General features: G+C 55.9%; 17 protein-coding genes. 13 read left to right on the top strand and 4 right to left on the bottom strand.

The features are described from left to right. Positions 1-482 precede the first annotated feature (482 nt). The 5 genes from ACMV5I_RS18720 to narI all read left to right on the top strand — a co-directional run bounded on the left by ACMV5I_RS18720 (position 483) and on the right by narI (position 8339). On the top strand, positions 483-1229 hold the full coding sequence (locus tag ACMV5I_RS18720) for a winged helix-turn-helix domain-containing protein (RefSeq protein WP_414825029.1): 747 nt from the start codon (positions 483-485) through the stop codon (positions 1227-1229). A gap of 408 nt (positions 1230-1637) precedes the next feature. Further along, positions 1638-5399 (top strand): nitrate reductase subunit alpha, encoded by a 3762-nt coding sequence (locus ACMV5I_RS18715; protein WP_414825028.1) that lies wholly within the window; start codon positions 1638-1640, stop codon positions 5397-5399. Next, positions 5396-6940 carry a nitrate reductase subunit beta gene (narH, locus tag ACMV5I_RS18710; protein ID WP_414825027.1) on the top strand — a complete coding sequence of 515 codons (1545 nt, stop codon included), beginning with the start codon at positions 5396-5398 and terminating at the stop codon, positions 6938-6940. Before ACMV5I_RS18715 ends, narH begins: the two co-directional genes overlap by 4 nt. Next, entirely contained in the window at positions 6937-7659 is a 723-nt protein-coding gene (gene narJ / locus ACMV5I_RS18705) for a nitrate reductase molybdenum cofactor assembly chaperone (protein ID WP_414825026.1), read from the top strand. The genes narH and narJ overlap by 4 nt, the downstream gene beginning before the upstream one ends. 2 nt (positions 7660-7661) lie before the next feature. Beyond that, positions 7662-8339, top strand: coding sequence for a respiratory nitrate reductase subunit gamma (gene narI / locus ACMV5I_RS18700; protein ID WP_024485415.1), 678 nt, complete (start codon positions 7662-7664; stop codon positions 8337-8339). Positions 8340-8389: 50 nt separating this feature from the next. Here the strand turns inward: narI and ACMV5I_RS18695 are convergent, their stop codons facing one another. After that, positions 8390-9298, bottom strand: coding sequence for an Rpn family recombination-promoting nuclease/putative transposase (locus ACMV5I_RS18695; RefSeq protein WP_414825025.1), 909 nt, complete (start codon positions 9296-9298; stop codon positions 8390-8392). A 478-nt stretch (positions 9299-9776) separates the two neighbouring features. On the opposite strand from ACMV5I_RS18695, the gene ACMV5I_RS18690 reads away from it, so the two are divergent. From ACMV5I_RS18690 to ACMV5I_RS18655, 8 genes are read left to right on the top strand one after another with little or no spacing between them, the layout of a single operon-like run. Then, positions 9777-10784, top strand: coding sequence for a 3-oxoacyl-[acyl-carrier-protein] synthase III C-terminal domain-containing protein (locus ACMV5I_RS18690; protein WP_414825024.1), 1008 nt, complete (start codon positions 9777-9779; stop codon positions 10782-10784). Then, complete coding sequence (locus tag ACMV5I_RS18685) at positions 10781-11797, top strand: NAD-dependent epimerase/dehydratase family protein (protein ID WP_414825023.1); 1017 nt, start codon at positions 10781-10783, stop codon at positions 11795-11797. Before ACMV5I_RS18690 ends, ACMV5I_RS18685 begins: the two co-directional genes overlap by 4 nt. Beyond that, positions 11790-12596, top strand: coding sequence for an MBL fold metallo-hydrolase (locus ACMV5I_RS18680; protein WP_024485418.1), 807 nt, complete (start codon positions 11790-11792; stop codon positions 12594-12596). The genes ACMV5I_RS18685 and ACMV5I_RS18680 overlap by 8 nt, the downstream gene beginning before the upstream one ends. Beyond that, positions 12593-13879 (top strand): F390 synthetase-related protein, encoded by a 1287-nt coding sequence (locus tag ACMV5I_RS18675; protein ID WP_414825022.1) that lies wholly within the window; start codon positions 12593-12595, stop codon positions 13877-13879. Before ACMV5I_RS18680 ends, ACMV5I_RS18675 begins: the two co-directional genes overlap by 4 nt. Continuing rightward, a complete protein-coding gene (locus ACMV5I_RS18670) occupies positions 13876-14493 on the top strand; it encodes a phosphatase PAP2 family protein (RefSeq protein ID WP_414825021.1) in 618 nt (205 codons plus the stop codon). Before ACMV5I_RS18675 ends, ACMV5I_RS18670 begins: the two co-directional genes overlap by 4 nt. After that, a complete protein-coding gene (locus tag ACMV5I_RS18665; RefSeq protein WP_414825020.1) occupies positions 14490-15608 on the top strand; it encodes a sterol desaturase family protein in 1119 nt (372 codons plus the stop codon). The genes ACMV5I_RS18670 and ACMV5I_RS18665 overlap by 4 nt, the downstream gene beginning before the upstream one ends. Continuing rightward, complete coding sequence (locus tag ACMV5I_RS18660) at positions 15601-16695, top strand: fatty acid desaturase family protein (protein WP_174334687.1); 1095 nt, start codon at positions 15601-15603, stop codon at positions 16693-16695. The genes ACMV5I_RS18665 and ACMV5I_RS18660 overlap by 8 nt, the downstream gene beginning before the upstream one ends. A gap of 2 nt (positions 16696-16697) precedes the next feature. After that, the gene (locus tag ACMV5I_RS18655) at positions 16698-17786 is read left to right on the top strand and encodes a fatty acid desaturase family protein (protein ID WP_414825033.1); all 1089 of its coding nucleotides are present in this window, start codon (positions 16698-16700) and stop codon (positions 17784-17786) included. 2 nt (positions 17787-17788) lie between these two features. Here the strand turns inward: ACMV5I_RS18655 and ACMV5I_RS18650 are convergent, their stop codons facing one another. The 3 genes from ACMV5I_RS18650 to ACMV5I_RS18640 are packed head-to-tail and all read right to left on the bottom strand — an operon-like array spanning position 17789 to position 20357. After that, positions 17789-17932, bottom strand: a complete 144-nt coding sequence (locus tag ACMV5I_RS18650; protein WP_414825032.1) for a DUF2474 domain-containing protein — start codon at positions 17930-17932, stop codon at positions 17789-17791. A gap of 14 nt (positions 17933-17946) precedes the next feature. Beyond that, complete coding sequence (cydB, locus tag ACMV5I_RS18645; RefSeq protein WP_199061689.1) at positions 17947-18954, bottom strand: cytochrome d ubiquinol oxidase subunit II; 1008 nt, start codon at positions 18952-18954, stop codon at positions 17947-17949. Between the two features lie 2 nt (positions 18955-18956). Continuing rightward, positions 18957-20357, bottom strand: a complete 1401-nt coding sequence (locus tag ACMV5I_RS18640; RefSeq protein ID WP_059201082.1) for a cytochrome ubiquinol oxidase subunit I — start codon at positions 20355-20357, stop codon at positions 18957-18959. Positions 20358-20487 lie beyond the last annotated feature (130 nt).

Raw genomic sequence — 20487 nt, 5'->3', positions numbered from 1 at the left:
TCAGCAACATTGCCTGTCAGTCATCTGACACTCCCCGCTTGCCGGGGAGCGTCTTCCTTCTCAATTCCCACATGTTGTTTCACTGATAGCCAATCGGTGAGTTCACCGCTACTTTGGTCAAAAATCCGTTGTGTCATGTTACCGACGCCTGGCGGTTTTATAGGTATATATTAACATCGCTTTTCTTTTGTTTATTGAGGATAAGATGATCCCATGTTTATCTATTAATGAAATCTTAATGTCCACTGTATCATCATAAAATAAACCCTCACATCCTCGGTGTGGAGTGGTTTATGTCTGATTTGACCATGGGCCAGGAGGGGGGTGATTTTTCTCGGTGAGTTGCATGATTTCACTAAGTTATGAAAAATAGGTGAAATATAAAGTAAGTCTATTTCACTGAGTTTATATTTAAATTCTTGAACATTTTTTCATGTTTCTATACAAATGAGGACGCTGTGAACTCATAAGGAAAATGAAAAGTGGATGCTGAACAGGAAATAAAAATCATAAATTTTGATGTTTTGCTCCCCTCCAGGCAGCGTTCACGCCTACGTTGGAAAGAGCTTCAGATCCTTTCCCTGCTGGTTAACCGCTCGCCAGAGTTGGTGAGCCGCTCAGAAATCATTGAGACTATCTGGAAAGGCACCTATTGCTCAGACTCGACAATAAATCAGACGATTAAGTCCATTCGCCAGAAAATTGGCGACACGGAACATGCTCTCATCAGGACCATTCCCCGTCTTGGTTATAAGGTGGAAGATAAAACGATTTTTAACTTTATATCATCAGGGGAATCTGCCGTCGTTACGGGGATTATTCCTGGAAATGATGATGCTGAAACTTTCAATGGTGATTTATCTGAGGGTAAATTAAATCATATGGCCGATGAGATTATTGAAAATGCAACGTTGTCGGAAGGTTATTCCCTCATGAATCCGATATTAAGTGAAGCGTCTTTGGTTGATGCCGGGAGAAACACGATAACGCCTTGGGGTAGAATATTGAAGTATCTGGCTGCGTTTATTGCGCTGTTGACAGTTTCACTTTTATCCTATGCCTTGGGCAGTCGAACCAGGCCTGCAATACAGCATGAGCAGCTCAACAGCCCTCGTATGGTCCTCTCTTTTTCATTAGACACCTCCCCTGGTGTTAATCCCCAGGCGCTGAACTGCGTGTATCTGGCGGGGAATGAAAAGGAAATGCGAGTTGAATGTCGCACTCGCTAGCAGGGATCCCCCTCCAAGCTGTTTAAGATATGAGTATTAAACTGCGCAAAATTACACCGTCATTTTGTCATTAACCTCGCCTCACACATCCGTTTTACCGCCACTACCCCCAAATTTCCGCGCCAGGGTACTCGTCAGGCGCTTAGCTGTGTAAATTTAATATTCTTGTTTTATTACAAAAGGATAGGGTGGTTTCCAATTGTCATCCTTTAGTGGTATTTGTGCCTTCCCTCTGGTTTTCTCTCCCCGAATCCCTTGATCGCAATCAAGTTACGCCCAGCAGAGCATCAGTAGCCTTGGCCGCAGATTGAGCAATGTCACTTGGCAACTTCTTACAACAATATGCCCGTCGTCTTTCAAGCTGCGGCTTGAAACTCGTAGGGTAATGAGCCTTCAGGAGAACTCCGGATGAGCAAATTTCTAGATCGGTTCCGCTACTTCAAGCAGTTGGCCGAACCTTTCTCTGGCGGTCATGGCCAAACGCTAAACACCAATCGCGATTGGGAAGACGGTTATCGCAGCCGCTGGCAGCACGACAAAGTGGTGCGTTCCACCCATGGTGTTAACTGTACCGGCTCCTGTAGCTGGAAAATCTATGTGAAAAACGGCCTGGTCACCTGGGAAACCCAGCAGACCGATTATCCACGCACCCGTCCAGATTTGCCCAACCATGAGCCCCGTGGCTGCCCACGCGGTGCCAGCTATTCCTGGTATCTCTACAGCGCCAACCGCCTGAAATATCCGCTGATGCGCAAACGCCTAATCAAGCTATGGCGCGAGGCTAAAGCCTTGCACAGCGATCCGGTTGATGCCTGGGGTTCAATCGTTTCCGACCCGGAAAAAGCCAAAAGCTACAAAGTGGCCCGTGGCCGCGGTGGTTTTGTCCGTTCCAGCTGGCAGGAGGTCAATGAACTGATCGCCGCCTCCAACGTCTATACCGCCAAGACCTTTGGCCCGGACCGCATTATCGGCTTCTCGCCGATCCCGGCGATGTCGATGGTGTCTTACGCGGCGGGTGCCCGTTACCTATCTCTGATTGGCGGTACCTGCCTGAGCTTCTACGACTGGTATTGCGATTTGCCACCGGCCTCGCCGATGACCTGGGGTGAACAGACCGACGTGCCGGAATCCGCCGACTGGTACAACTCCTCGTATATCATTGCCTGGGGCTCCAACGTGCCGCAAACGCGCACCCCGGACGCCCACTTCTTCACCGAGGTTCGCTACAAGGGCACCAAAACCGTCGCGGTGACGCCAGACTACGCGGAAGTGGCCAAGTTATGCGACCAGTGGCTGAACCCGAAACAGGGTACCGATAGCGCCATGGCGCTGGCGATGGGCCACGTGATGCTTAAAGAGTTCCATCTGGATCGTGAAGTTGGTTATTTCCGCGACTATGTCCGTCGCTATACCGATATGCCGATGCTGGTGCTGTTGGAGCCGCGTACCGAAGGTTATTACGCCGCTGGCCGCCTGCTGCGTGCCGCCGATCTGGTAGATGGCCTTGGCCAGGAAAATAACCCCGAGTGGAAAACCGTCGCGCTGGATCAGACCAGCGGTGAACTGGTGGCGCCGCAGGGCTCTATTGGTTTCCGTTGGGGTGAGAAGGGCAAATGGAATCTGGAGCAGCGTGAAGGTAAAGCCCAGCAGGATGTGGAGCTGCAACTCAGCCTGCTAGGCAGCCATGATGAGGTGGTTGACGTTGGCTTCCCATACTTTGGCGGTGCCGAGAGTGAGCATTTCAACAGCGTGGTGCTGGACGACATCCTGCTGCACAAACTGCCGGTAAAACGCCTGCAACTGGCGGACGGCAGCCAGGCGCTGGTAACCAGCGTCTACGACCTGACTCTGGCTAACTACGGCCTGGATCGTGGCCTGAATGATGCCAACTGCGCCAATGGTTATGATGATGTTAAAGCCTATACGCCAGCCTGGGCAGAAAAGATCACCGGCGTCTCACGCCAAAACATCATCCGGATTGCGCGCGAGTTTGCCGAGAACGCCGAGAAAACCCACGGCCGTTCGATGATTATCGTTGGGGCCGGTGTCAACCACTGGTACCACATGGATATGACCTATCGCGGGCTGATCAACATGCTGATCTTCTGCGGTTGCGTAGGCCAAAGCGGCGGCGGCTGGGCGCACTATGTCGGCCAGGAAAAGCTGCGTCCTCAAACCGGTTGGACGCCGCTGGCCTTTGGTCTGGATTGGCAACGGCCGGCGCGCCATATGAACAGCACCTCGTTCTTCTACAACCACTCCAGCCAATGGCGCTATGAGACGGTTGGCACCGAAGAGCTGTTGTCACCGATGGCGGACAAGAGCCAGTTTGCTGGCAGCCTGATCGACCTGAACGTGCGTGCTGAGCGCATGGGGTGGTTGCCATCGGCCCCGCAACTGGACACCAACCCGCTGCATCTGGCCGCTCAGGCTAAAGCGGCCGGTCAGACGCCGCTGGATTTCACCGTGGAGAGCCTGAAACAGGGCAACGTCCGCTTTGCTGCCGAACAGCCGGATAACCCGCAGAACTTCCCGCGTAACCTGTTCGTCTGGCGCTCCAACCTGCTGGGCTCCTCCGGCAAGGGGCATGAATACATGCTCAAATACCTGCTGGGAACCGAGAATGGCATCCAGGGCCAGGATCTGGGTCAGCAGGGCGGCGTAAAACCGCAGGAAGTCGAGTGGTTGGATAACGGTGGTGAAGGCAAGTTGGATCTGGTGGTGACGCTTGATTTCCGCATGTCCAGCACCTGCCTGTATTCCGACATCGTGTTGCCTACCGCCACCTGGTACGAGAAAGACGATATGAATACCTCGGATATGCATCCGTTTATTCATCCGCTGTCTGCGGCTGTCGATCCTGCCTGGGATTCCAAGAGCGACTGGGAGATCTACAAGGGTATCGCCAAAGCGTTCTCCGAGGTGTGCGTTGGCCACCTGGGCCAGGAGACTGACATTGTCACGCTGCCGATCCAGCATGATTCCGCCGCCGAACTGGCGCAGCCCTACGGCGTGAAAGACTGGAAGAAAGGCGAGTGCGATCTGATCCCGGGCAAAACCGCGCCGCACATCATGGTGGTAGAACGCGATTATCCCGCGACCTACGAGCGCTTTACCTCGCTCGGTCCGCTGCTGGACAAGCTTGGCAACGGCGGCAAGGGCATCAGTTGGAACACCCAGACCGAAGTCGACTTCCTGAAAAAGCTCAACTACGTGAAGACCGAAGGCCCGGCAGTTGGGCGGCCTAAGATCGAAAGTGCTATCGATGCGGCGGAAGTGATCCTCTCGCTGGCACCGGAAACCAATGGGCAGGTGGCGGTGAAAGCCTGGCAGGCGCTGAGCAACATTACCGGGCGCGATCACACCCATTTGGCGCTGAACAAGGAAGACGAAAAGATCCGTTTCCGCGATATTCAGGCCCAGCCGCGCAAGATCATCTCCAGCCCGACCTGGTCTGGCCTGGAAGACGAACACGTTTCTTACAACGCCTGCTACACCAACGTGCATGAGTTGATCCCGTGGCGCACCCTGAGCGGCCGCCAACAGCTGTATCAGGATCACGAGTGGATGCGAGCCTTCGGGGAAAGCCTGCTGGTCTATCGCCCGCCGATCGACACCCGTGCCGCGCAGCCGTTGCTGAATAAAAAACCGAACGGCAACAAAGAGAAGGCGCTGAACTTCCTGACGCCGCACCAGAAGTGGGGCATTCACTCCACCTACAGCGACAACCTGTTGATGCTGACCCTGTCACGCGGCGGGCCAATCGTCTGGCTGAGTGAGGACGATGCCAAAGATCTGGGCATTGAAGATAACGACTGGATCGAGGCCTTCAACGCCAACGGAGCGCTCACCGCTCGTGCGGTGGTCAGCCAGCGTATTCCGTCGGGTATGACCATGATGTATCACGCTCAGGAACGTATCGTGAACATTCCAGGCTCGGAAATCACCAGCCAGCGTGGCGGGATCCACAACTCGGTGACCCGCGTGTGCCCGAAACCGACCCATATGATCGGCGGCTATGCGCAGTTGGCGTACGGCTTTAACTACTACGGCACCGTCGGCTCGAATCGCGATGAGTTTGTGGTGGTGCGCAAAATGGACCATATCGACTGGTTAGACGGCGAAGGTAACGACTACGCACAGGGCAGCCAGCAGGAGAAAGCCAAATGAAAATTCGTTCGCAAGTTGGCATGGTGCTCAACCTGGACAAGTGCATCGGTTGCCATACCTGTTCGGTGACCTGTAAGAACGTCTGGACCAGCCGCGAAGGCATGGAATACGCCTGGTTCAACAACGTGGAAAGCAAACCGGGCATCGGCTATCCCAACGCCTGGGAAGATCAGGATAAATGGAAGGGCGGATGGATACGTAAAATCAACGGCAAGCTGGAGCCGCGCATGGGTAACCGCGTTGGCCTGCTGTCGAAGATCTTTGCCAACCCGGATGTTCCCGCGCTGGACGATTACTACGAGCCGTTCGATTACGACTACCAGAACCTGCATACCGCCCCGCAGGGCAAGCATCAGCCGATCGCCCGTCCGCGCTCGCTGATCACCGGCCAGCGGATGAACAAGATCGAAAGTGGCCCAAACTGGGAAGAGATCCTCGGCGGCGAGTTCGACAAGCGTGCCAAGGACAAAAACTTCGACAACATGCAGAAGGCGATGTACGGCCAGTTCGAAAACACCTTCATGATGTATCTGCCACGCCTGTGCGAGCACTGCCTGAACCCGGCTTGTGTGGCGACTTGTCCGAGCGGTGCGATCTATAAACGCGGCGAAGACGGCATTGTGCTGATCGATCAGGATAAATGCCGCGGCTGGCGGATGTGCCTGACCGGCTGCCCGTACAAGAAAATCTACTTCAACTGGAAGAGCGGCAAATCCGAGAAGTGCATCTTCTGCTACCCAAGGATTGAGGCTGGCCAGCCTACCGTATGTTCAGAAACCTGCGTGGGGCGTATCCGCTATCTCGGCGTGCTGCTGTACGATGCCGACCGCATTGAACAAGCGGCCGCGACAGAGAACGATAAAGACCTGTATCAGAGCCAAATGGATATCTTCCTCGATCCGCACGACCCGGCGGTAATTGAGCAAGCGCTGAAAGACGGTATCCCGCAAGGGGTGATTGAGGCTGCGCAGCAGTCGCCGGTTTACAAGATGGCGATGGACTGGAAGCTGGCGCTGCCGCTGCATCCGGAATATCGCACTTTACCGATGGTGTGGTACGTGCCGCCGTTGTCTCCGATCCAGTCGGCTGCTGATGCCGGTGAGTTGGCCCACAGCGGCGTGTTGCCTGATGTCGAAAGCCTGCGCATCCCGGTGCAATATCTGGCGAATCTGTTGACCGCCGGGGATACCACTCCGGTGCTGTTGGCGCTGAAAAGGATGTTGGCGATGCGCCACTACAAGCGGGCCGAAACCGTGGACGGCGTGGTGGATACCAGCGCGCTGGAGCAGGTAGGGCTGACAGAGGCGCAGGCGCAAGAGATGTATCGCTATCTGGCGATCGCTAACTATGAAGACCGTTTCGTCGTGCCTTCCAGCCATCGTGAGCTGGCGCGCGAAGCCTTCCCGGAAAGCAAAGGCTGTGGCTTCAGCTTTGGCGACGGTTGCCACGGCAGCGACAGCAAGTTCAACCTGTTTAACAGCCGCCGCATCGATGCCATCGACGTGACGCAGAAAACCCCGCGCAAGGAGGATGCCTCATGATCGCTCTGCGAATTATTGCCCGCCTGCTGGATTATCCTGAGCAGGAGCTGTTTGACCATCAGCAAGATCTGCTGGAAGCCCTGGAACCGGCCTGCGAACTGGATTTGCATCACAGCGCCCAGCTGATTATGTTTATCCGCCGCTTCTGCGCCCGTCCGTTGCTGGACGTGCAGGCGGAGTATTGCGAACTGTTCGATCGCGGCCGTGCGACCTCACTGTTGTTGTTTGAGCACGTTCACGGTGAATCCCGCGATCGCGGCCAGGCGATGGTCGATCTGATGGCGCAATACCGGGAAGCCGGGCTGGAGATCGACAGCCGCGAACTGCCGGACTTCCTGCCGCTGTACCTGGAGTATCTGGCTAGCCGCAACAAAGAGGATGCTCAAGGCGGATTGCAGGATATCGCCCCCATTCTGGCCCTGCTGGGGGCTCGTTTGCAGCAGCGTCAAAGCCCGTATGCGGTGCTGTTCGATCTGCTGCTGGTGTTGTCTGCTAGTGGCGTTGCAGCCAACAGTTTGCAGCCACAAGTTGCCGGTGAAACACGTGACGACACGCCACAGGCACTGGATGCCGTCTGGGAAGAAGAACAGATCAAGTTTTTGGGTGAGCAGGGCTGTGCTTCGGCGCAGCAAGCCACTCACCAGCGGCGCTTTGCTGGGGCGGTGGCGCCACAGTATCTGGATGTGGGCTCAATGACCACGGCAACCAAAGGACGCTAATCATGCACTTTCTGACGCTTTTCTTTTTCGATATCTATCCGTATATCGCCGGGGCGATCTTCCTGATCGGCAGTTGGCTGCGCTACGACTATGGGCAATACACCTGGCGTGCTGGCTCCAGCCAGATGCTGGATAAAAAGGGCATGCGGCTGGCCTCTAACCTGTTCCATATCGGTATTCTGGGCATTTTTGCCGGGCACTTCCTCGGCATGCTGACGCCGCACTGGATGTATGAGTCTTTCCTGCCGATCGCCGTGAAGCAGAAAATGGCGATGTTTGCCGGTGGGGCCTGTGGCGTGATGATGTTGGTGGGCGGTGTGCTGTTATTAAAGCGCCGTTTGACCAACCCACGTATCCGCGCCACCAGTAGCGTAGGGGATATCCTGATCCTGACGTTGCTGGTCGTGCAGGTGTGCCTGGGGCTGTTGACCATTCCGTTCTCTGCTCAACACATGGACGGCAGCGAGATGCTGAAGTTGGTCGCCTGGGCGCAAGCGGTGGTGACCTTCCACGGCGGCGCGGCTCAGCACCTGGAAGGGGTTGCACTGATATTCAAGATCCATATCGTGCTTGGCATGACCCTGTTCCTGATATTCCCGTTCTGCCGCCTGGTGCATATCTGGAGCGTGCCGGTGGAATATCTGACTCGCCGCTACCAGTTGGTGCGTAACCGCCGTTAATTCCCCGCGTTACCCAGCGGCAAGGTCTTTGGACGTTGCCGCTTTGCTGTTTAATGGCTGATTCTTACCAAATCTTCCGTGGAAAGGCCGGTGAGTTGCATCACCATCGCCTGGTCAAAGCCTTTAGCCAGCATGGCACTCGCAATTTTCAGAACTGTTTCCCGCTCTTTCTCGATTCCTTTTTGAAGACCGTTCTCAAAGCCTTTTTGCTCGAGATATTCTGCAATAGTCATCAATTCCTCCTCATGCCGTGGTGTACGCTTGGCCAACTCACGGATCAGCCGATCCGGTTCAGCCGTGCTTCCTACCTGCAACATATAGTTAATCAACGATATCAGTTGTTCTTTAGTAGTGTATCCGGCCAACAATAATGTGACCAGTCGTTCCTGTAGTTCGAACAGGTCGCGATGGCGCACATGCTTTTGTAAAAGCTCGAGGATGGCTATACGGCGGTGTTGCATGATCTCATCGTCGGGAATGACGGTAACGTCAACTAAAGGAAAATACCCCGCATAGAGCTGCTTCGCTAATTCTGGCTCGCTGAACTCCTCCAACCAGCTCATGGAATAGGGATAAGGCGACACCTGGCCGTGATAAAACAGGATCGGGATCACCAAAGGTAGTTGGTCGTTCCCCGCCTCCAGATGGCGTTGCATTGCAGCAATGGCATAACGCACCAGGCGGAACGCCATATGCTTGTCAGGCGAACTTTGATGCTCGATCAATGCATAGACGAAACCATCACCCTTACTGGTTTTTAGCGAATAGAGCACATCAGAGTAGTAAGCGCGCAGGTCATTTTCAATAAAACTGCCGGATTCCAGTTTCAACGTGTTTAGATCGCAGCTCTGTAGCAAGGTTGGCGGCAAGTGCAACTCCAGAAAATCTCGGGCCGTGTCTGGATGGGTGAGGAACTGCTTGAATACTGAGTCATGCAGACTGGGAATGGCTTTTTTCATATTAGTCCTCCCTGGACGTAATATAAAAAAACCTACCATAGGCTTTCACTGGCGCACATTATGGGTTCCCCAGTTCTGAATCCGACTCGCACAGTTTGTTGTTCATCAGTGTCGAACCAGTAATAGCATAGGGAGAGTGTTCTAATTTATGCTGGCGTTGGCCGCAGAAGTCAGATTGTGACGGAACCTGTGTGTACATAGGTTAAGGGGAAACTTTGGCCTGCCGTAGCCTCTTTGGACTTGGCCAAACAGCTTATTCTTATAGATCTCTTTTCGGCGTTGATCTAGGCTGTGCTATTAGGTTAACGGCATGGTTTACCAGGTTAGTTAAGCGAACGGAATCAATCAGTAAAAATTCCTGTTAGGATTTTCATTATGCTGATGTTAAATAAGGGCTAGATCAAAAGAGCGTAAATGGTTTGATTAATTACGCTGGATGCTAAGCCAAACGAGTTAGGGATAAGCAGACTGAACACCTATGACCATTGATAACCTGTCCCACCCCGTCCTGCCGCTGAAAATCATCGCGACCGGTGCGGCGTTGCCTCCTGGCTGCATCGAATCTTCGGCGTTGGATCGGCAATTGAACAAACCCGTCGGCTATGTAGAAAAACGCTCGGGGATTATTCATCGCTTTCATGCCAGCAATCAGGCCAGCCAGGCCGAACTGGCCGTCGCCGCATTGGATGATGCGCTGGCTCACCATGCTATCCCGCGTGACTCCATCGATCTGTTGATCTCGGCTTCGGCTATTTCCGTACAGGCATTACCCTTTAGTGCCGCGCATATTCTTAAAATCGCTGGCTTACCCTCAGGTACCGCAGGTTTTGATATCAATACCAGCTGCGTCAGCTTCATTAGCGCATTGCAGGTGGCGGCTGGGCTTCTCAACACAGGCGTTTACCGGCGAATTGCCATTGTCTCCGCCGATATCGCCTCGCGGGGTATCGACTGGGAAGATGAAGAGTCCTCACTGATTTTTGGCGATGGTGCCGCCTGTGCCATTGTGGAGCGCGGCGATGGGCGCAGCGGTATTTTGTCCTACCTGATGGAAACCTACCCGGAAGGAAGCGATTTGTGTGAAATCCGCGCCGGTGGCACGCGCTGTAACCCGCGCGCCGGGATGAACGATAGCGATTTCCTGTTCCATATGAAGGGCAAGCAGCTGTTCCGCCAGGCTTCGGCGCTGATAGAAGGCTACCTCGAGCGCTTGCTGAGCGCTGCAGGGCTCACCTTGACACAAATCGCCACCGTGGTCCCGCACCAGGCCAGTCATCTCTCGCTGGAACATATGCGCAAAAGGCTGAATGTAGCGCCAGAGGCGTTGGTGGATATCTATCGTTACCGGGGCAACCAGGTGGCGGCGTCAATTCCTTCCGCGCTGCACGAGGCGGCGATCACCGACAGGCTGAATGCCAATCAGCCGGTAATGTTGATCGGTACCGCTGCTGGGCTGACCCTGGGTGGCATGGTTCTGCTGCCATGAAAGTCTTGGTAACCGGAGCGACCAGTGGGTTGGGGCGCAATGCGGCCGAGTGGCTGTTGGCTGCCGGGCATCAGGTGCATGCCACCGGGCGTGATGAGGCCGTTGGCCGTGAGTTGGTGGCACTGGGGGCAAAGTTTACCCCGTTGGATCTGACCCGTGCCGGGATGGAACAATGCGAACAACTGATGAGGGGTTATGACATCGTCTGGCATTGTGCCGCCAAATCTTCCCCGTGGGGCGATCGCAAGGCGTTTTTCCAGGCCAACACCTACGTCACGGAAAAGCTCGCCAAAGCTGCCGGGCGCTGCGGGGTGAAACGCTTTATCCATATCTCGACGCCGGCGATCTATTTTGATTTCAAACATCATCACAACATCACCGAAGGTGAGCCTGCCCGCCGGTTTGCCAATCATTACGCTGCCAGCAAGTATGCTGCTGAACAGAGCATTAGCGCGCTGCTGCATCGCTATCCGCAAACCACCTACCTGATCCTGCGCCCGCGCGGCCTGTTTGGCCCGCATGACCGAGTGATCGTGCCCAGGATACTGGCCCAGATGCAGAGTGATAAAGGTGCTCTGCGCCTGCCCGGCGGCGGTAAAGCCTATCTGGACCTGACCTTTGTGCTCAACGTAGTGCATGCGATGGATCTGGCCAGCAACCGGGCGAATTTGCCTTCCGGCGGCATTTATAACATCACTAACCAACAGCCACAGCGGCTGGAGGATATGCTGCACCAACTGCTGGCCCAGCAGCTAGGCTGGCAATATAGGGTGCAGGCATTGCCTTACCGGCTGTTGTGGGCAGTGGCAGGGGGAATGGAATTGATAGCCCATTTCACCGGCAAAGAGCCGATGCTGACGCGCTACAGCGCGGCGGCCGCCTATTTTGATATGACGCTGGATAACAGCCGCGCGATTGAAGAGCTGGGCTACCGGCCACGTTATAGCCTGGAGCAGGGGATTGAGCTGACCGGGCAATGGATGAAACAGCAGGGGATGGCGGCGCATGGCTAACATCACCACCTTTGAAATCGGCTATTGCACCCATCTTGGCTGCATGGCGCTGCGTGGCTCGCCGATGCGTAGCTGCAAATTCCCTTCCCGTGCCTACCTGCTGGAGGTGGGCGAGCGTCGCTGGCTATGGGATACCGGTTATGCCAGCTATTTCCAACAGTACACCGCCAGCGGTATTTTCCGGTTGTATAGCCAGATTACTCCTGTCTATTTCAGCCCACAGCAGGCGCTGCTTGAGCAGTTGCGTAGCCGGGGTGTCAGTGTAGGTGATATTGAGGCGGTGATTATTTCCCATTTTCATGCTGACCATATCGCTGGCCTGCGTGATTTCAGCAGCCTCAACATGATTTGCTCCGGTGAGGGCTGGCAGCAAACTCGTGAGCTGCGTGGTTTTGCCGCCCTGAAACGGGCGTTTATACCGGGGTTGATCCCCGAGGAGTTTGAATCCGCATTGCAGTTTGTGGAGTCATTCCCGCTACAGAGTCTGCCAGCCGAACTGGCACCGTTCCAGCAGGGATATGCGCTGCCGGGCAGCGATGGGCAAATCCTCATTGTGCCTCTGCCAGGTCATGCGGCGGGCCATCTTGGTGCCTTTGTCCAAACCGACGCGGGCTGGACGCTGCTGGCAAGCGATGCCGCCTGGTCGCCGCTGAACTACCAGCAACTGCGTGGTCCTTCACGGCTGGCGAACCTGATCATGGATAATCCGCGTAGCTACTACCAAACCCTTGAAGCGCTCAACCAACTGCATCACGGCGGCGCGGCAGAGATCCTGTTGTGCCATGAGGGGGATTTATGATCCCGCTGATGACGCTGTGGCACTATCTGCGAGCACGCAGGCTGTATTTTACCGAACGGGCAGAACTGGAGGCTTATCAGGCGCGTCAGTTAAAACGCTTTGCCCGCCGGGTATTGGCGCATAGTCCCTATTTCCGGCCATACTGTCTGTTACCTGTGAGCGAATGGCCAGAAATGGACAAAGCGATCATGATGACGCATTTTGATCGGATGAATACCGCCGGGCTGCAACTTGAGGCGCTGTTGGCCTGTGCCCGGCGCAGCGAAACCGATCGCGACTTCACCCCAAAAGTGGGCAAATACAGCGTAGGTTTATCGACCGGCACCTCCGGGCGACGCGGCGTGTTTGTGGTCAGCCCGCAGGAACAGCAGATCTGGGCTGGCGGCATGCTGGCTAAAATGCTGCCGCAAGGGGTGTTTGCCGGTGAGCGGGTCGCGCTGTTTCTGCGTGCGGACAACAATCTGTACCACAGCGTCAACAACCGCTGGTTGAGCCTGACGTTTTACGATCTGTTTGCTCCCTTTGCCGAGCACTTACCGCAGATTGAACACGAGCAACCCACCATCGTGGTCGCACCTGCGCAGGTATTGTGCGCGTTGGCTAATGCGGTCGAGCGGGGCGAGTTACGACTACAGGTGAAAAAGGTGATCTCGGTGGCCGAGGTGCTGGAGCCGCAGGATCGCCAACTGCTAAAGCGGGTATTTGCCGACGTGGGCGAAGTCTATCAAGCCACCGAAGGTTTTCTGGCTGCCAGCTGTAGCCACGGCACCTTGCATCTGAACGAAGAGTTTATTCACGTGGAACCGCAGTGGATCGATGAGCAGCGCTTTACCCCGCTGATCACCGATTTTACCCGCCGTACGCAGCCGATCGTGCGTTATCGGCTGGATGATATTTTGGTGCGGCGTGCGGAGCCTTGCCCATGCGGCCAGGCCAGCATGGCGTTGGAGCGGATTGAAGGGCGCTGTGACGATCAACTGTTGCTGCCAGGATTGCAGGGCGCAGCGCAGCGAGTCTTTGCCGACCTGTGCCGCCGGGTGATTGCCAACGCGTTGCCCGCCGTAGCGGATTACCGCCTGACCCAGTTGTCTAGCCAGCGGCTGCACCTGATGGCCGACTGTAGCCCTGCCGAGCTGGAACATTGTCAGCAGCAGCTAATCGCGCTGTTTATCCAGCAAGGTATCGCGGTGCAGCAACTGGAGTGGCAACTGACCGCGCAAAGTATCATGCCGCAGTTTGATGCTAAACGCCGACGCATCGTGCGTTTGCCGGAGGCGCCATGAAAGAGGTGATCTATCGCCTATGGCAAATGCTGCTGGGCTGGGGCTTTGTTGGCCTGATTTATAACACTACTGACCGATGGCAAGGAGCGGGTTATCAGCTGACGCCGAGTTGGCTGGATCGCGCTATCCCCTTCAGCCCGCATGCTATCTGGCTATACCTGTCTTTTTTCCTGATCGTTCCGCTGTGCTATCTGCTGTGTCCGCTGAGCCGGATCAAATGGCTTAGAAGCTCAATGCAGCTTGCCGCTATTGTTGCGGGGGCCATCTATCTGCTGTGGCCGACGACGATGGACTACCCGGTCGATCACGGCAGTTCACTCAGCTCCACCATACTGGCGGCATTGATCGGGATTGATTCAAAACAAAACTGCTTACCCTCTTTGCATATAGCCTTGACGGCCCTGGCCGTGTGGGCCGTGGCGGACAGCCGGAAAAAATGGCGCAGCGTACTGTTGTCAGTTTGGGGGTTGGCGATTGCCTACTCAATCCTGCAACTGCGCCGTCACCTGCTGGTGGATTTGCTCAGTGGGGCGGTGTTGGCCATGGCCGTTGGCTATGCCTGTCAGCATGTTCGATGGATTGTCAGTGATTATCGTCAGGGAGAACGACCATGACCGATCTGGTAATACCGATAATATTTATGCTGTGCGTGGTACTGGGCGAAGCCCTGTGGCTGCAAAAGCGCAACCAGGGCAGCGTTGATTGGCACGATGTGATCTTCAACCTCAACTCCGGGCATATCATGCTGTGGCTGTTCCGGGGGCTGGAGATCTTCTGCTATGGCTATGTGGCAAGCCATTACAGCCTGGGCCTGGTAGATAGCTGGCCTGTCGCGCTGGTGTGGCTGTTTGCCCTGCTGGCGTGGGACTTTGGTTTTTACTGGTTACACCGTCTGCATCACCGTTTCCGCCTGCTGTGGGCGGTGCATGTGGTGCATCACCAGGGCGAGCATTTCAACCTTTCGTTGGGCGTGCGTAACTCGTGGTATTCGTCATTAACGTCTATCCCGTTCTTTATGCTGCTGGCGCTGGCTGGTGTGCCGCTTTCGGTGTTTATCACCGTTTCGATCCTGCATTACGGCATTCAGCTGTTTAACCATAATGCGCTGACCCCAAAGCTGGGTTTGCTGGAAAAAATCTTTGTTACCCCAGCGCATCATCGGGTGCATCACGTCAACGATCTGGCCTATTCCAACCGTAATTTTGGCGGTAGCTTTATCTTCTGGGACAAGCTGTTTGGCACCTTTGGCCCATCGCTGCCAACCGAGCCTTTCGCCTATGGCGTACGCGGGGAGAAATCTTCGGCTAACCCGTTCTGGGCCAGTAATCAGCCGTTTTTGTGCTACTTCAAACTGCCTTTCAAACCCTCGGCCAATAGCGGCCGTTTCCGCAGTTCCGCCTGGTGCATGGTGAGTGGTGCGTTGCTGCTGTTCGCCCTGGTGCTGGGCTATGTTTATCGCTTCGGGTACGGCTACAACGGCCTGACTGGCGAGCAGGCGGCGCTGTTTATGCTGCTGGCGGTAGGCGCGGTGGCGCTGGGTGGGATTGCCGAAGGCCGTAGCTGGGGCGTAAAGACCTGGTTACTGGTGGCGTTGGCCTCTCCACTGCTGTTGTTGTTGGCGCTGGGGTGGCACCAACCTTACTGGTGGCTGATGACCTGCGGCATTGCCGTGCATGGCTGCGCCGTCGCCGCTGGTTGGGGACGCCAGAAGGAAGCTGCGCATGGCTGACTCGTTGCCGCCACTCTCTTTCCCTGCGGATGGGGAGCAGGCGTTTCATCGTGAATTGAAACGTCGAGCCCATGCTTATCTGAGTGGTCGCGACGATCACCGCTTTGCCGATGTGGCCCGCTGGGTCAAGGCTATCGTCCTGCTGTTGCTGTGCGTGGGGTTCTACCTGCTCAGCCTGGTGCAGCAGCAGGGGCTGGCGTTTATGCTGTGCTATTTCGCTTTTGTCATGATGGGCATGTTGCTGAACGTCAACGTCAATCATGACGCTTCGCATAATGCGTTCGCCCGCACTCCTTGGGTGAATCGCCTGGCGGGGCGTTTGGTGACGATCCCGCTGGGGGTCGATCCGGACTATTGGCGGACGCGGCACGTCAGCTATCACCATGTCTATGCCAACGTTGAACATTACGATCTGGACACCGAAGAGAACGGCTTTTTCCGCCAGACGCCGTTCCAACAATGGCGGGCGCACATGCGCTATCAGCATCTTTACTGGCCGCTGATTGCCGCCTTGTCGCTGCCCTATATTGCGCTGGTGTTTGATTGGTCAGACCGATTGGGCAAAACTCCGTTGGCCGCTGAGGGTGTGCTGGCCGGGCGCAAAGGCTGGGCAGTATTTATTGCCAGCAAACTGTGCCACATTTTGGTGGTGCTGGTGATCCCGTTGGTAGTTTGCCAGCAACACGGCATTGGCTGGCAGACGGTGCTGATCGCCTATCTGCTGAGCCAGATGCTGGCCTCGCTGCTGGTGGTGTTCTTACTGTTGGGGACTCACTGGGCGCAGGCTGAGTTTTACGCGGTGCCAGAAGGAAGCCAAATGCCGCAGGGCTGGTATCGGCACAACTTTGCCACCGCCTGTGACTGGGAAACCTCGCCGAAGTGGTTGCATCATCTGACCGGCGGGCTGAATTATCATCTCACCCACCATCTGTTCCCCGGCTGGAATCACCGCCATTATCCGGCGCTGGCCGCCATACTAGCCGAGCTTGCGCCACGCTATGGCATGGATTATCGCTGCATCGGCTATCGTGAACTGTTGCAACAGCAGCAGCGCTTCCTGCGTGCGATGGGGCAACAACCATTATGAAGATGCCTGATACCACGCCGCTGCGGCCCTTGACGTTCCAACGGGAGAACCGCGATATTCATCTGGCGCTGATGCGCGGCAGCCAGGCCTATCTGGCGGAGCGGGGCGACCACCGCTTTGCTGACCGGGGGATGTTCGCCAAGGTGTTGCTGCTGATCCTGGCGTGCGTGGGCTTTTATGCACTCAGTTTGCAGCAGCAAAACGCCTGGGCCTATTTCGGCTGCTACGTCGGCTTTATTTTCTCCGCCATGATGTTGACGGTGAACGTGGTGCACGACGCCTCACACAACGCCTTTTTCAAACGGGCACGGCTAAACCACTGGCTTAACTTTGTCGTCAGCATCCCGTTGGGGCTGGATGCCGACTGTTGGCGGGTGCGCCACGTCATCTTTCACCATGCCTACAACAATATCGAAGGTTACGATCCGGATATCGAGCCGAACGGCGTGCTGCGGCAAACGCCGTTCCAGCAGCGTAAAATCTTTATGCGTTTGCAGCAATACTACTGGCCGATAGTGGCGGCACTGACTTTCCCGTATTACATCTGGCTGTTTGACTGGTTGGATCGGGCAGGCAAAACTCGCATGACGCCCAAGATGATGTTGCAGGGGAGCAAAGGCTGGGGCGTTTTCTTGCTGAGCAAGCTGGCGCACTTCACGTTGGCGTTGGCAATCCCGCTATGGCTGATGCCACCTGAGATCAGCGCCACGGCGATCTGGCTGACGTACCTGCTGAGCCAGATGTTGTCGTCGTTGGTGTTTGTGATGCTGATTGTCGGTACCCATTGGGCCAAAGCCAATTTTTATCAGGCTCCCGAGCAGGGCAAGATGGTGCATGGCTGGTATCAACATCTGTTTGCCACCACCTTCGACTGGCAGGCCAAGCCGCGCTGGGTTGGTTACTGGCTGGGCGGCGCCAACCTGCACCTGACTCATCATTTGTTCCCGCATTGGAGCCATCGGCATTATCCGGCCTTGGCGAAGATCATTGCCGAGGTTGCGGCTCAACACGGGCTGGATTATCAGTGCCTGGATCTGAAAACGCTGTTGCAGATGCAACAGCGTTTTTTGGGAGCGATGGGGAAGCAGTAAAGTTATTCCGGCTTCATCCCGGCGGCGGTCATCAGCAGGCGGAATAGCGAAGCGACCAAAAACAACCCCAAGACGCTTGCACTCCAGATAACCACCAACCAGCCGACGCGTTTCCACCAGGGAATGGAGGCGGTGTTCTCATTCATCGTCTTGTTCATCATCAATGATACCCATCCTCATGGCTCACCTTGCCGCGGAACACGTAGTAGCTCCAGAAGGTGTAGACCAAAATAATCGGAATAATAAACAGCGCGCCCACCAGCATAAAGCCCAGGCTTTGCAGCGGCGCAGCGGCTTGCCACAGGGTGATGGTCGGCGGGATCAGCAGCGGCCAGATGCTGATACCCAGACCGCTTAGCCCCAGAAACACCAGCAACAGCGTCAGCAGGAACGGCGAATAGTGGGCATCGTGGCGTACGCCGTGCCAGATCCCCCAGGCGCTGAGCAGCACCAGCAGCGGCACGGGTAGCAGCCAGAACAGGTTCGGCAGGCTGAACCAGCGGGTCGCAATTTCAGGGTGAGCGATTGGCGTCCACACGCTGACGGCCAGCAAGATTAGCAGCAGGCTAACCAACAGTGGGGTGGTCAGACGATGCATCCGGGCCTGCAAGTTTCCGGCAGTCTTCATCACCAACCAGGTGCAGCCGAGTAGCGCATACGTGACCACCAGGCCCAAACCGCAGAACAGGGCGAACGGTGTGAACCAGTCGAAGGGGCCGCCAACATAGGCACGGCCTTCCACCGGGAAGCCGTCGATAATCGCCCCGACCACCACGCCCTGGCAGAAGGTTGCCAGGATTGAACCGCCGATAAATGCCTTATCCCAGATATGGCGCTTTTCCGGTTTGGCCTTGAAGCGGAACTCAAAGGCAACGCCGCGGAAGATCAGGCCAAACAGCATCAGGGTGAGGGGAATGGCCAACGCGTCCAGGATCACCGCATACGCCAGAGGGAAAGCCCCAAACAGGGCGGCACCGCCGAGCACCAGCCAGGTTTCGTTGCCGTCCCACACCGGTGCCACGGTATTCATCATCACATCGCGATCGTGGCTGTCTTTCACCCACGGGAACAGAATGCCAATACCCAGATCAAAGCCGTCCATGACCACGTACATCATGGTGCTGAACACGATGATCACAAACCAAATCAACGGAAGATCGATACCCATGTTCAGCTCCTGTCGTCCAAAGTTTCGTGTACCGCGGAGAGCGGGCGTGCCGGTGTGCCGTGGCCGCTTGGCTCGTCACCTTCATGGGCCTGCGGGCCTTTGCGGATCAGACGCATCATGTAGGAGTAACCGACGCCAAACACCGAGCAGTAGACGGCGATAAAGGCCAGCAGGCTCACGCTCATATGGATGTCGCCGTGGGCGGAGACGGCATCGGCGGTGCGCTGCAGCCCGTAGACGACCCATGGCTGGCGGCCAATCTCGGTGGTGAACCAGCCCGCCAGCAAGGCAATGAGCCCTGAAGGCCCCATCCACAGAATGAAGTACAGGAAGGGTTTGGACTGATACAGTCCGCCGCGCCAGCGTAGCCACAGGCTCCACACGCCAGCCAGGATCATCAGCATGCCCAGCGCAACCATGATGCGGAACGACCAGAACACCACGGTGGAGTTAGGGCGATCTTCCGGTGCGAAGGATTTCAACGCCGGAACCTGCTCGGTGAGGCTGTGGGTGAGGATCAGGCTGCCCAGGTAAGGGATTTCCACCTTGAAGCGGGTTTCTTCACGTTCCATATCCGGCCAACCGAACAGGATCAGCGGCGTGGCTTCTCCCGGCGGGTTTTCCCAGTGGCCTTCGATGGCGGCGATTTTGGCCGGTTGATATTTCAGCGTATTGAGGCCGTGCGCGTCGCCGATCACCGCCTGAATAGGGGCGACGATCAGTGCCATCCACATGGCCATCGACAGCATTTTGCGCATGGCTGGCGTATCACGGCCACGCAGCAGGTGCCATGCCGCCGATGCCCCGATAAAGAAGGCCGACGACAGGAATGCCGCAGTGGTCATATGCAGCAGGCGGTAAGGGAAGGACGGGTTGAAGATCACTTTGAACCAGTCAACCGGCACAACGACGCCGTTGATGATCTCGTGCCCCTGCGGGGTCTGCATCCAGCTGTTGGAGGCCAGGATCCAGAAAGTGGAGATCAGCGTGCCAAGTGCTACCATACAGGTGGCAAAAAAGTGCAGGCCGGGGCCAACACGGTTCCAGCCAAACAGCATCACGCCCAGGAAACCGGCCTCGAGGAAGAAGGCAGTCAGCACTTCATAGGTCAGCAATGGGCCGGTGATACTGCCAGCAAACTCGGAGAAGAAGCTCCAGTTGGTGCCGAACTGATAGGCCATCACCAGGCCGGATACCACGCCCATGCCGAAGTTGACGGCGAAGATTTTGGACCAAAAGTGGTACAGGTCCCGGTAAGCCTGATTGCCGGTTTTCAGCCATAGGCCTTCGAGCACCGCCAGATAGCTGGCCATGCCGATGGTGATCGCCGGGAAGATAATATGGAAGGAAACGGTGAAGGCGAACTGGATCCGTGCCAGCTCCAATGCATCAAGTCCGAACATGGAGCCTCCTTGATTTGTTCATAATCGGCCTCTTAGGAAAGCGATAGCTTGCTTATTAAAACTTGCGCTAAGTAGAGCATGGAGTAGAGTAACGATAACAGTGACAGTTATTTCACTTTTTACTATAACA

Source organism: Serratia sp. T13T92 (assembly GCF_047530105.1).
GTDB classification, from domain to species: domain Bacteria; phylum Pseudomonadota; class Gammaproteobacteria; order Enterobacterales; family Enterobacteriaceae; genus Chania; species Chania fonticola.
This window is presented reverse-complemented; position numbering and strand designations above follow the sequence as displayed.

Excerpts from the sequence above, each read along its gene's own strand:
- ACMV5I_RS18695 (WP_414825025.1), bottom strand. The coding sequence starts at position 9,298 with ATGAAAAAAGCCATTCCCAGTCTGCATGACTCAGTATTCAAGCAGTTC.
- ACMV5I_RS18670 (WP_414825021.1), top strand. The coding sequence starts at position 13,876 with ATGAAAGAGGTGATCTATCGCCTATGGCAAATGCTGCTGGGCTGGGGC.
- narH (WP_414825027.1), top strand. The coding sequence starts at position 5,396 with ATGAAAATTCGTTCGCAAGTTGGCATGGTGCTCAACCTGGACAAGTGC.
- ACMV5I_RS18665 (WP_414825020.1), top strand. The coding sequence starts at position 14,490 with ATGACCGATCTGGTAATACCGATAATATTTATGCTGTGCGTGGTACTG.
- ACMV5I_RS18675 (WP_414825022.1), top strand. The coding sequence starts at position 12,593 with ATGATCCCGCTGATGACGCTGTGGCACTATCTGCGAGCACGCAGGCTG.
- ACMV5I_RS18640 (WP_059201082.1), bottom strand. The coding sequence starts at position 20,357 with ATGTTCGGACTTGATGCATTGGAGCTGGCACGGATCCAGTTCGCCTTC.
- cydB (WP_199061689.1), bottom strand. The coding sequence starts at position 18,954 with ATGGGTATCGATCTTCCGTTGATTTGGTTTGTGATCATCGTGTTCAGC.
- ACMV5I_RS18715 (WP_414825028.1), top strand. The coding sequence starts at position 1,638 with ATGAGCAAATTTCTAGATCGGTTCCGCTACTTCAAGCAGTTGGCCGAA.
- ACMV5I_RS18685 (WP_414825023.1), top strand. The coding sequence starts at position 10,781 with ATGAAAGTCTTGGTAACCGGAGCGACCAGTGGGTTGGGGCGCAATGCG.
- ACMV5I_RS18690 (WP_414825024.1), top strand. The coding sequence starts at position 9,777 with ATGACCATTGATAACCTGTCCCACCCCGTCCTGCCGCTGAAAATCATC.
- ACMV5I_RS18660 (WP_174334687.1), top strand. The coding sequence starts at position 15,601 with ATGGCTGACTCGTTGCCGCCACTCTCTTTCCCTGCGGATGGGGAGCAG.
- ACMV5I_RS18655 (WP_414825033.1), top strand. The coding sequence starts at position 16,698 with ATGCCTGATACCACGCCGCTGCGGCCCTTGACGTTCCAACGGGAGAAC.
- narJ (WP_414825026.1), top strand. The coding sequence starts at position 6,937 with ATGATCGCTCTGCGAATTATTGCCCGCCTGCTGGATTATCCTGAGCAG.
- ACMV5I_RS18650 (WP_414825032.1), bottom strand. The coding sequence starts at position 17,932 with ATGAATGAGAACACCGCCTCCATTCCCTGGTGGAAACGCGTCGGCTGG.
- ACMV5I_RS18680 (WP_024485418.1), top strand. The coding sequence starts at position 11,790 with ATGGCTAACATCACCACCTTTGAAATCGGCTATTGCACCCATCTTGGC.
- narI (WP_024485415.1), top strand. The coding sequence starts at position 7,662 with ATGCACTTTCTGACGCTTTTCTTTTTCGATATCTATCCGTATATCGCC.